At 62.6% G+C, this 10,258-nt stretch carries 10 protein-coding genes and 1 pseudogene; 3 read left to right on the top strand and 8 right to left on the bottom strand.

Going from position 1 to position 10,258, the window contains the following annotated elements:
* Positions 1-230 (bottom strand): annotated as a pseudogene (locus tag DAD99_RS22230) (IS21 family transposase); the annotation flags it as partial.
* Between DAD99_RS22230 and DAD99_RS00060 the strand changes: the two are divergent.
* The gene (locus DAD99_RS00060; protein WP_193339830.1) at positions 223-417 is read left to right on the top strand and encodes a hypothetical protein; all 195 of its coding nucleotides are present in this window, start codon (positions 223-225) and stop codon (positions 415-417) included. The pseudogene DAD99_RS22230 and the gene DAD99_RS00060 sit on opposite strands and share 8 nt — an antisense overlap.
* Before the next feature lie 228 nt (positions 418-645).
* Here DAD99_RS00060 and DAD99_RS00055 read toward each other — a convergent pair whose 3' ends face one another.
* The 4 genes from DAD99_RS00055 to DAD99_RS00040 all read right to left on the bottom strand — a co-directional run bounded on the left by DAD99_RS00055 (position 646) and on the right by DAD99_RS00040 (position 4,004).
* Positions 646-1,251 carry a recombinase family protein gene (locus tag DAD99_RS00055; RefSeq protein WP_193339829.1) on the bottom strand — a complete coding sequence of 202 codons (606 nt, stop codon included), beginning with the start codon at positions 1,249-1,251 and terminating at the stop codon, positions 646-648.
* Positions 1,252-1,608: 357 nt separating this feature from the next.
* The gene (locus tag DAD99_RS00050; protein WP_193339828.1) at positions 1,609-2,778 is read right to left on the bottom strand and encodes a luciferase family protein; all 1,170 of its coding nucleotides are present in this window, start codon (positions 2,776-2,778) and stop codon (positions 1,609-1,611) included.
* Complete coding sequence (locus DAD99_RS00045) at positions 2,775-3,296, bottom strand: VOC family protein (RefSeq protein ID WP_193339827.1); 522 nt, start codon at positions 3,294-3,296, stop codon at positions 2,775-2,777. The genes DAD99_RS00050 and DAD99_RS00045 overlap by 4 nt, the downstream gene beginning before the upstream one ends.
* 120 nt (positions 3,297-3,416) lie before the next feature.
* Positions 3,417-4,004 carry an NADPH-dependent F420 reductase gene (locus DAD99_RS00040; protein ID WP_193339826.1) on the bottom strand — a complete coding sequence of 196 codons (588 nt, stop codon included), beginning with the start codon at positions 4,002-4,004 and terminating at the stop codon, positions 3,417-3,419.
* A gap of 104 nt (positions 4,005-4,108) precedes the next feature.
* Between DAD99_RS00040 and DAD99_RS00035 the strand changes: the two genes are divergently transcribed.
* Entirely contained in the window at positions 4,109-4,606 is a 498-nt protein-coding gene (locus DAD99_RS00035; RefSeq protein WP_193339825.1) for a MarR family winged helix-turn-helix transcriptional regulator, read from the top strand.
* Positions 4,607-4,782: 176 nt separating this feature from the next.
* Positions 4,783-5,235 (top strand): DoxX family protein, encoded by a 453-nt coding sequence (locus DAD99_RS00030; protein WP_193339824.1) that lies wholly within the window; start codon positions 4,783-4,785, stop codon positions 5,233-5,235.
* Between the two features lie 272 nt (positions 5,236-5,507).
* Here the strand turns inward: DAD99_RS00030 and DAD99_RS00025 are convergent, their stop codons facing one another.
* The 3 genes from DAD99_RS00025 to DAD99_RS00010 all read right to left on the bottom strand — a co-directional run bounded on the left by DAD99_RS00025 (position 5,508) and on the right by DAD99_RS00010 (position 9,822).
* Complete coding sequence (locus tag DAD99_RS00025) at positions 5,508-5,729, bottom strand: hypothetical protein (protein ID WP_193339823.1); 222 nt, start codon at positions 5,727-5,729, stop codon at positions 5,508-5,510.
* Positions 5,730-7,684: 1,955 nt separating this feature from the next.
* A complete protein-coding gene (locus DAD99_RS00015; protein ID WP_193339821.1) occupies positions 7,685-9,355 on the bottom strand; it encodes an alpha/beta fold hydrolase in 1,671 nt (556 codons plus the stop codon).
* Positions 9,352-9,822: a hypothetical protein gene (locus tag DAD99_RS00010; RefSeq protein WP_193339820.1), complete on the bottom strand. Its 471-nt coding sequence runs from the start codon at positions 9,820-9,822 to the stop codon at positions 9,352-9,354. The genes DAD99_RS00015 and DAD99_RS00010 overlap by 4 nt, the downstream gene beginning before the upstream one ends.
* Between the last annotated feature and the right edge of the window lie 436 nt (positions 9,823-10,258).

Raw genomic sequence — 10,258 nt, 5'->3', positions numbered from 1 at the left:
GTCGCTGCCGGCATCGTCGGCGTCTTCACCAACAACTCCCGCACCCTGGGAGCAAACGCATCAAAACTCGACACCCCGGCCGCCCGCTGATACTTCGGCGCCCGGTCCGACTCCAAAGCCCGATCCACCGTTCCGCGGGAAACCCCCACGATCCTGCCGATCTCACGCTTCGAGTGCTTGCCCGTCGAAAACAGGTGGCGTATCTCCGCCCAATCATCCAAATTGATCACCTTCCATAATGGTCGGTGGCCCTATTTTCAGTTGGCGTTCCTGGCCCTATTTTCGGTTGGCGTTAACAGCACCCCCCGGGAGCTCAAGAAGGACGGGGCTTTCTCGATTGCGATGGGCAAACTAAAAGAGAAGAACGCAGCACTAAAGAAAGAGAACGCTGCCCTGAAGAAGGCGAAGAAGAAGTAAGCCGCGCAGCGGCCTACGGGGACGTTGAGAAGTAGGTTTGAGAGCCTCGGCCTGCCGGGTGCCACGGGCCGCATATAGGACGCATATAGGACGCCTATGACTATCCGACCCCCTGTAAATGCTTGCCTCCGGCAAGCCTGCCCACACGCATAGACCGGATACTCGCGATGAGCGGCTACACGGGTTTAGGAGTAATGGCGTGAAATTGCGCGCTAAGGGCTTCGGGGCTCAGTCCTGGGCGGTGATCCAGGTTTGAGCTTCGGCTTGTGCGATGCGTCGGTAGAGGGTTGCGCGGGACATGCCCAGGTCGCGCGCGACGTGGGCTGCGGGCTCGCCGGCGGCGATGAGGCGGCGGGCGTTCTCGACTTGACTGGGGGTGAAGCGTTCCCGACGTCCGCCCAGATCTTTGTCGGCGGCCCGGCGCTTGGACACTGAATCGGTGATCCGTTCCCTCTTGATCTCCAGCTCCATCTGCGCCAACGCGGCCATGACGGTGAAGACCATCGAACCCATCGGCGTGCCGGTATCCACGTCCCCGCCTCCCAGATTCAGCACCCGCAGCCCGATCCGGCGCTCCCGAAACGCTTTGGCAAGATCCAGCATATTGGCGGTCGATCGCCCCAACCGGTCCAGGGTGGTGATCACCAGGGTATCGCCCTCCTCCAGGGCGTCCATAGCTTTGTCGAACTTCGGCCGGCCGGCCCGGGCCCCGCTTACTCCGTGGTCTGTGTACAGGTCATCCCGGCGAACGCCGGCACCGAGCAGGTCAGCGACCTGCCGGTCAACATCCTGTGCCCGGGTCGAAACGCGTGCGTATCCGATCAGTTTCGTCATGGACTGCTCCAAATATGTCTCGTAACTAACGGCGGCTACACCGATTCAACCAGAAGGTTCCGAGACATAGTTACGGGAATCGCCGGCCCCGAATGAACTCGCACGACTCCGCGAATTTGGACCCGCGCGGTCGTGGCGACAGCATGCGTCGGTGAGACGTCTTGTATCCCTAGGGATACGAGACGTCGCACCGGGTGAACATCGCAGAGATGTGCTCTAGATTGTGGATCGCAGTGATAACGGGGCCTCTTCGCACCCACGCTCAACCCTCGTCACGTGAATCAGCTAAATCCGCCAAACCGAACTGCGAATTATCCGATTCTGAACCAACAGCCATACAGGAGGTGCGGGAAGCGTTCAGGCCGTTTTCTCGCGTGGGGGGAGTGTTGTGCTGGCGTAGGCGTGGCTGGTCTGGATGATGCCGGTGACGATGTCGAGCTCGGAGATGTTCCGCGGTCCGTAGATCATGCTCATGCCGGGGGTGAGCCGGATGCCTGCCAGCGGGTGGGCGACGGCCCATCCTTTTGTTATTGCGTCCCGGGCCAGTGCCGGGGGGAGTGCAAGGTGCAGTGATCCGTCGTAGTCGGGGTGGAGGTGTGCGAACTCTCCGGCCTGTGGCACCAGGAAGGCATCCAAGGGCGCCCCGGGTGCGCGTTCGATCATGAAGCCGTGTGCTCCGGGTACGGAGATGGCGGACTGCCGGGTCGTTACCCCGGGCAGGGCGCTGATACGGCTGAGGAGCTGCTCTTGGATATGTCGGGGGCTGTTGTCGGTGCGCTGCTCCTGCGGAATCGACCATGACACTTCGGGCCGGGCGCCGGAGCGGGCCGGCAGTGTGCTGTCGGGAAGGGCCGGCCAGGTGGTGGGGCCAGGGGGCAGGGGGCTGCGGAGGGCGAGGAACTGCAGCCGCTCCGCGATCCAGCCGCCGAGCTCGGAGACAGTCGCCTGGGTGAGGGCGTGGCCGCCGGGGTCGCGGCGGGCGTAGGCGGGAGCGCCGGACTCGCCCAGCAGGTAGCTCCAGGTGCGATCCAGAAGTTCTCGGGGGATCACCGTGTCCGTCTCGCCATGGGCTACGAACACCGGCACTCCGGCCAGGCGCGCCGGGGACGTCGGGACGCCGGCGTCGAACGGTAGCGTCCCGTACAGGATTGCCGCTCCGGCGAAGCGCTGCGGATCGGCCAGGAGCAAAGCACCGGCGAACGCGGCGCCGCCGCTGAAACCAACGAGTATCACCTGGCGGCCGACCGGTGCCATCTGGTCAAGCCAGCCCCGGAACCAGTCCATCGTCTGGCTGAGGGACTCCGCGACCGGCCTGCCGATCCCGCGGTTGGCGAACCAGGCGTACCCGCCCCCGGTGGGGATCGGTGCCCGGACGGCTGCGTACGAGGGGCCGGCTGGCAGGTGCCCGGCCAGGCCGATGATCCCCGTTTCGTCGGCGCCGCGCCCGTGCAGCAGCACCACAAGCGGACGGTCGGAGGCGTCCGGGCTATGCCAGAGGACCGTGGGTTCGCCGAAAGCGTCGTTCATGAGTTGTCCTCGTCAGTGTCGGCTTTGATGCGGCCTGCTGTGCGTACCCCGGCCCATCGGGCCAGTTCGGCGTCAAGCTCCAGCGTCTCGACCGGAGCGGTATTCTCGTACTCACCCCAGTGCTGCCGGGGAAGCATCCACATGAGCTCGAACTCGTGGCCGTCCGGGTCCGCGCCGTAGATACTCTTGGTAGCACCATGGCTGGATTGGCCGGTGTAGGCGCCCGTGTCGATCAGCGTCCTGCGGGCCTCGGCGAGCTCCTCGATAGTGTCCAGCTGCCACGCGAGGTGGTAAAGCCCGACGCCGCCGCGTACCTTGGGTGCGGCGCCGACACCGACCCCGAAGAGGCCGAGGTCGTGGTGGTTGCCAGAGCGCGGCAGCCGCAGGAACGCGGCGTTCGCGCGTGGCTCGCGGGCGACGACTTCCATCCCGAAGACTTCGGTGTAGAACAGCTCGGCCCGGCCGAGATCGGCGACGAACAGGACGGCGTGGTTCAGTCGGACGGGTGATACCGGCATCAGGTTAACTCTTTCTCAGTACGTGGGTTCCGGGCCTGCCCCCGGGAGCCGGGCAGAATGAGGGCTGTCCGGCTCCCGGTGATTCAGATGCCGCGCGTCAGCGGGGCGTGGGCGGCAGTGTCAGGCCTGGACGGCGAAGCCGCCGGTCCAGGAGATCTTCTCGCCGGCGGCGAGGGCGATCTGCAGGAAGCCCATCGCCTCCAGCTCGCGCGCCCGGCGCAGCGAGCCGGCATCGATGGCGCGCAGTCCGCCCGCGGTAACGACCGCGGTAACGACCGCGGCGAGATGGGACTTCGCGTCGGCATCGTCCCCTGCGATCACCACGGTGGTGGGCTGGCCGGCGATCTCGCCCGAGGCCAGGGTGGCGGCAAACGTCGTGTTGAACGCCTTCAACACGCGGGAGTTCGGAAGCGCCGCCTGGATCTCGGCGGCGGCCGAGGAATCAGCCGGCACGGTCAGGGAGTCGAAGGTCTCGAAGTTCAACGGGTTGGTGATGTCAACGATGATTTTGCCAGCCAGCTGATCGGCACGCTGGGCCAGCACCTGCTGTATCGCGGGGTAGGGAACCGCCAGGACGACAATTTCGCCGGTGACGGTTTGGTCGGTGTCGTTGCTGCCGAGGATCTGGGCAGTGTTACCGCCCTTCTCGATGATGCTGGCGATGGCCGGGCCCATGTTGCCCATTCCGAGGATGCTCACAGTGGTCATGACGATCTCCTTCGTATTCCGGCCTCAGTTGCTTGAGGCTTCAACTAAAGCGTAGCGGATTCTGATGGTTGTTGCAACAACTATTTTCGGCGACAATGGTTGGCATGGAAACGAAATGGCTTTCAAAGGATGAGCTGGCCGCCTGGGTGCGGCTCTACGCAGTGATCGAGTTGCTGCCGAACGTCCTCGACTCCCAGCTCCGCCGCGATGCGGACCTGACCAGCTTCGAGTACTACGTGCTCGCCATGCTCTCCGAAGCCCCGGACCGGACCCTGCGGATGACCGCCCTCGCGGCCCAGACCAGCGCGACACTGCCCCGCCTGTCCCATGTCGTGAAGCGGCTTGAGGCGCGCGACCTGGTCCGGCGGTTCCCCTGTCCGGAGGACGGGCGCGCCACCAACGCCGCCCTGACAGAGTCCGGCTGGGAAAAGGTTCAGCAGACCGCGCCCGGCCACGTGGCAAACGTCCGCCAGCACGTCATCGACGCCCTCACCCCCGAACAGCTCGGCCAACTGCGGGGGATTGCCGATGCGCTCCTGGAGCAACTCGACCTTGACGCGGCGATGGCGGCTCTGTATCGCCGTCACGACGCGACTGCCTGAGCCCTTGCGCCCGCCACTGCGCTCTCCCCGGCGCCCGCTGGTCACCACCATTCGACTAATAGTTGACGCAACAACCAATTTCCCTTAGGCTTTTACTTGAATCCACAACCAAACCGAATGGCGGGCTTCACCGCGCCCCCTTCGACAGCAGCCCAAAGACAGAAAGGCACGATCAAATGTCTTCTCAAGCCCAGACCACTGCCACCCAGTCCACCATCGCCCGCACCGTGCTGCGCCTCGCCCTGGGCGTCATCTTCTTCGCCCACGGCTGGCAGAAAATCTTCGAATACACTATCCCCGGCACTCAGGCAGCCTTCACCCAGATGGGGGTTCCGGCAGCCCAGCTGATCGCCCCCGCCATCGGCTTCCTCGAGCTCGTCGGCGGTGCCGCCATCATCCTCGGCGTCCTGGCCCGCCCGGTCGCCGCCCTCCTGGCCCTGGACATGCTCGGCGCCCTCTTCCTGGTACACGCCCCCGCCGGCATCTTCGCCGACAAGGGTGGATACGAGCTCGTGCTTGTGCTTGCAGCTGCTGCAGCCGCCCTCGCTCTGGCCGGCGCCGGCCGCTTCTCCATCGACGCCTGGGTCTTCGGGCGCAGCCAGAGCCGCACACTCGCAGCCCTCGCCTAAGCAGCCGCCACCAACGAAACACTGACCGGCGCCCGGCACCTGCGATGCGGGTGCCGGGCGCCGTCCCTATCCGCAAAGATGTGCGTGGAGTTGGCCTGGGCTTCGGGGACATCCGGCTGCCTGCGCCCCGGGTCATCGTCCTCGGGCCAGCTCTTTCTGGTGTGTGGACCGACACTGCATCACAGGCTGTTGGTCAAACCGATACTAGAAGGCGTGGGCGCTGCTTCTTCTCGAATTCAGGTGGTAATCGGACTGCCTGGCCGGGCCTGTTCTCAGTCGTTGGGGCTGCTGAGGGTTTGATTGGCTTTGCGTGTGAGGATTGAGCCTTGCAGGTCCAGGAGAGTGCCGATGCGGGGTTCCTCGGGCCGGCTGACGAACAGATTCTGGGGTGCCCGGGTTCCGGCGGCGCGTTGGTCGGTGACCCTGATCCCGGGCCCTGCCGTACCGGATCCGCTCGACCCGGTGTCTCGAAACCTCTGTGTCTCGAAACCCATGGCTTCCAAGACAACCCTGTTGGCGGCGCCAGTCCACGTGTTGGATATTGCCGGCCCGATTAACGAACCCTTAGCGCCGGATACTGTTCCGTTGTTCGTGATAGGCCGAACATGTCCTGGTGTGTCTTGTTCGAAAGTTCGTTACCGGAGATCGCTGTCCTTAGCGTTGGATATTTCACTTTTTCACAAGCCAACCCAACCCCTTCAACGCAGGCATCGCCGCCGCCCGCGCCGCCGGCACCATCTTCGGGCGCCCAGTGATCGACCCCGCCTTGACCGCCGAAAGCTCAGATCGTCGCCACGGCCCGTTCCGAAGGAAAAACGGCGCACCAAGCCGCCCAGCTGGTCCGGGCCACCCTGTACCGGCACCAAACAAACACTGACAGCCACCCCGATCACCACGGAGCGTAAACTCACTGGCACCTCATGACACCGTCAAGAGTACTGGGCCATATTGTCTAGTCTGGCAGGTTCGGGGGATGGGGTGAAGACCCAACCAGGATGCGTGCAATCTCGGAATACTGATCAAAGGTGCCTTCAGGCGCGGAGGAATAGCTGCCCGAGTACTGCGCCAGACGAAACGAGTACCAGATGTGTCCATTGGGAACCGACACCAGGTGCAATGGCTCGCTGACTTCCTCGCCTGGCACAAGAACCCTGTACGCTTCGACGCTAAATCCAGGCACCCTGAGTGGCGGTGTTCCACTCTTGGTGTAGTAGGAAAATGACGACGCGGCCTCGGAATCTGTGGCAAATGAGACGTTTATGAAATGCCGTGCATCAGGTGTCACGTACGAACAGTGGAGAATCCCGGCCTTCGTTTCAGCGACCACGGTGTCCGGTTCTAAGTAATAAATTGGGGCTCCGTACGCCTGCGAAAGGGCAGCAACGGGCATGTGGTTGCTGCAGAAGTCCCGCTGCAGTTGTGGCGTCACGATGACAGCGGAATTGTCCTGTGGTCCAGCTGGCCCTCGACTGACACTAGGCGTCGCCCCCGGGACCGTGGTCGCACCACCGGGTGCCCCTTCTGCCCCGCCCGAGGGAGCAGGCGGGCTCGGGACAGTCGCTGCGCTTTCGCCGGAGGCAGACGATGCAATATCGGTCGCGGTTGCCGCAGCTGTCGCGGGAGCCCCAGCAGGGCTGCTGCAGGCCGTCAGAAAGACAAAGAGGAAGCCGAGAGATAAAAATCGGGCAGGATTACGCATCAGAGTTCCTCCTCGCGCCCCAGCGCCTATGCCGACAGTGTATGGGTGGCAAATGGGGTTGTCGAGGTATGTGCGTGCGCCATCCTTCTGACTTCCGCCGAGTACTCGCGGGAGAGATTTGAGGGTCGACACCGCGCCCGCGGGGTGTGCAAAGTCTGCCGCGTACTGGGTGAAGCGGAGTCGATCATCGGAGAAGGCACGGCCACCGGCTCGTCGGAGATGTCGGAGAAGATGTCGGGGTTGACTGCCGGGAGCCCGGACGGCGCGGTCGGGGCGGGATGAGTACGTCGGTGGTGTGGACAACCGCGAGCCGGCCTTTTACAGTTAGGGCCACGAGGCCGGCGCGACATCGCGGCGGCAACACGACAAGCGGCGCAGAACTGCGCCGTGAATTCGGGTTGCCACCGCGGTGAACGGCGCAGACTCCACCGGCCCCTCGCCCTGGAGCGTCGAGGTCGCCAGCCTGGCACTGAAGGGATTCCGGCGGCTGGCCGGAGAAAGCAGCAACCGCGATCGTCGAATTCGTCACAGATGCACTAGCCGATAATCCCCGTCGGTTGAGCAGACCCCTGACGAACGAACTCCTCGGCCTGCGCACCGCACCGCACAGCGCGGCGACTGCAGGGTGCTGTTCACCCTCGACGTCGAAGAGCACATCCTTTAGTCACCGCATCGAACACCGGTTCTACGTCTACAAACCTCGCTAGGGCGCCGACGGCAGGTTCCTGCCGGGATCTACAACTACCCGCCCTAGTTCCCACTGACCAAATACATCGGCTCCGAATCGTGGTAAACCCTGTCCTGCTGATGGTTTGGAGGGACAATGATCCTCGGCTTGGTTATGTCGTGAGCAGCCGAGTAATCCGGATCGCAGGTGGGAAGCTGTTCCGCGTAGTAATTTTTTGAGCAATCCCATCCGATCCCTGTTGGATAGTAGCGAACGCCCATCGACACTAGCGGTGGACATGAGTTGCCAGGCACGTGCTCAATGCAGAATTGGTAATCCGTTGCGCCGGGTGCGTCGACCGCCGGTCCGCTGTATGCTACGAACAGGTCCGGAAACCGGGCCTTCTTGTCAGCGATACTGAAGCAGTTGTCTGGGTTCAAATGAGAGCACCATTTGCCCTTGAGTTCTGCTGGGAAACCCGGAACGGACAGTCGTGATGAGATGTCGTCGTTGACGGCTCCAAGTGCCTCATTCGTCGCCTGAATGTCGCGCATCAGATCGGTGTGAAAGCAGGCGCCGCTGAAGGTATTGAGTTGGATGCGGGATATTTCGCTTATAGCCACTAGGCCTATGTCGACACCAATCTGATTCGTAGCGCCGCGGACAGCACTGAACTGGTACTGACATTCAATGGGCTGGATAGAAGTAGCACCTTCAGTAGCTGAGGATTTAGTGACAATCATGTCGCCAGATCCAATTATCTTTGTTGTGTTCCATGGCAGGGCGAACCACCCGGTGTTCTGGGGGACTTCGAAGACTGTGTCTCCCGAAATGGCGTCGATGTTGATTCCCTTCGGCCATGGTTTGAGAGCGGCAAGCTGAGCCGATCCTGCCCGGAGCGCAATGCCAGCATCACCAGAAAAGGCCCGAAAAAACAAGGGGAACCAGTCGCAGATTGTTCCTGTCTCGATCGACTGAGACGACAGCTTCCCGCAAACGGAGAGCAGTGTGCGAATCAAGGTCACCACTTGTGAAGATGAGGCAGCGGCAGCGCTGATGCCATCGACCAGTCCTGCGATGATGGATCCTGTCTCTGGGGTTCCGAGGGTAACAACGGTGCTGATTTCTGCTGAACGGTCGGTCCCGGAAATGCCGGAATTGGTCGCCGCCCAGCGGGCCACCAGTCCACCCATGGAATGGCCAACGATGACTACCTTCTGACCACTCGCCTTGTACAGGCAGTCGATGACCTTGCCCAGGGCAGGCCCGAGGTGGCTGTCATCTATCCAGCGTCCCGAGTACGGGTGATAGTCGAACGTGAACACGGCGGCACCGGGGAGATCTTGAAGCTGCCCGATTAAGGACCTGGGCACGGCAGCGGTGAACGGATACTGGCTCCGTAGATCGATCAGGTGGGAGAAGGCTCCCGATCGATCTGTTGGGCTGGATATCGTGGCACTAGCAGTCCAACCGTGCACCATCACAACCGGGTACCAGGAACCATCCTTGGCAGGACTACGGCTAACAGCACGCCCGTCGGGCTTGAGGTCTCCGTTCAACACTCGAGCCCAGTCCACGGTGTCTTTTTCCAAACCCAGTTTCGCCGCCGAACAATCAGTAGCCCATTGCCACGGATCGGAGGCCGCGGCGTTTGCTGGGCTCGCCGCAGTAAGTGCCGAACTAAGCAGAAGAGCAATCATCAGCACCGCGAAGAACCGCGGCCAGGTAGCAATCTGTCCCCTGCCGATGTTCACGACGTTCCTCCGAGCACGAAGGTGGAAAGAACCTTCCAGCTCCCGTTTTCCTTGACCATTACCGCCACATACTGCCGTGCGGGCTGGTTTGGTGGAGCAATGGTGACGAATATTGTGCCTCCGCCCAGACCATCGGGGGCCCACGAACTTTCTTCCGTGATGATCTTGCTTCCGGTGGGAACGGCATCTCGGATGTTGCCCGAAACGGTGGTTTTTGCAGCGGAGGCCATCAATTGGGCAGGATCTGTGGCCAAGCCCTGGAGTGCCTGAGCAACAGCGGGGGCATCGGCTGCAGGCTGTGGCACAAAGGAAGCAGGCGGCGGCGAGGAAGTAGTTTTAGGCGGTTCCAGTGCCACTGTTTTTTTGCCGGGTAGCCCGATGAAGATGACAACTGCGGTCGCCACGGATAAGGCGGCCAGTATTCCTGCGAGCATAATCAACAACCGATGCCGTCGAAGCCGTGGCATTCATCCTCCTGGGGTCCGAGCCCAAATTTCTTTCGAGGAACGTACTGCCCCTCCAGGCAGGGAAGTCGGCTGCATCGCGGCCATACCGCGAGGCGTGAGCCACACGTTACATCTCTACCCGCCTTGTGTCGATTGTTCGCGTTGACTCATCAAAGATGCCCGCGTAGCTGCTATCGAAGAATCATTTGATAATGCCCGCGTAGCGGCGCGTCTGCTGGGATGGCATCCGCTGGCCCGGCACTGTGAGCCATGGAGCTTTCGATGAGCGAACGCAAGGCCGTCACGAAGACCACCGCCCTCCGATATGCCCGGTCGGGCCGGGCCGCCAAGAAGACCATTCTCGACGAGCTGTGTGCCCTGACGCGTTGGCACCGTGACCATGCGCGGAAGGCGCTGCGGCAGGCTCTGGTCCTCAAACAGGTCAAGCCCCGGCCTC

The organism is Pseudarthrobacter sp. AB1 (assembly GCF_014926485.1).
GTDB lineage: Bacteria > Actinomycetota > Actinomycetes > Actinomycetales > Micrococcaceae > Arthrobacter.
Note: the sequence above shows the minus strand (reverse complement) of the source record. Positions and strands in the feature narration are given on the sequence as shown.

What these genes read in the sequence shown, in the direction of transcription:
- DAD99_RS00035 (WP_193339825.1), top strand. Translation starts at nt 4,109, where the DNA reads ATGGAAACGAAATGGCTTTCAAAGGATGAGCTGGCCGCCTGGGTGCGG.
- DAD99_RS00040 (WP_193339826.1), bottom strand. Translation starts at nt 4,004, where the DNA reads ATGACCACTGTGAGCATCCTCGGAATGGGCAACATGGGCCCGGCCATC.
- DAD99_RS00030 (WP_193339824.1), top strand. Translation starts at nt 4,783, where the DNA reads ATGTCTTCTCAAGCCCAGACCACTGCCACCCAGTCCACCATCGCCCGC.
- DAD99_RS00010 (WP_193339820.1), bottom strand. Translation starts at nt 9,822, where the DNA reads ATGCCACGGCTTCGACGGCATCGGTTGTTGATTATGCTCGCAGGAATA.
- DAD99_RS00045 (WP_193339827.1), bottom strand. Translation starts at nt 3,296, where the DNA reads ATGCCGGTATCACCCGTCCGACTGAACCACGCCGTCCTGTTCGTCGCC.
- DAD99_RS00050 (WP_193339828.1), bottom strand. Translation starts at nt 2,778, where the DNA reads ATGAACGACGCTTTCGGCGAACCCACGGTCCTCTGGCATAGCCCGGAC.
- DAD99_RS00025 (WP_193339823.1), bottom strand. Translation starts at nt 5,729, where the DNA reads ATGGGTTTCGAGACACAGAGGTTTCGAGACACCGGGTCGAGCGGATCC.
- DAD99_RS00055 (WP_193339829.1), bottom strand. Translation starts at nt 1,251, where the DNA reads ATGACGAAACTGATCGGATACGCACGCGTTTCGACCCGGGCACAGGAT.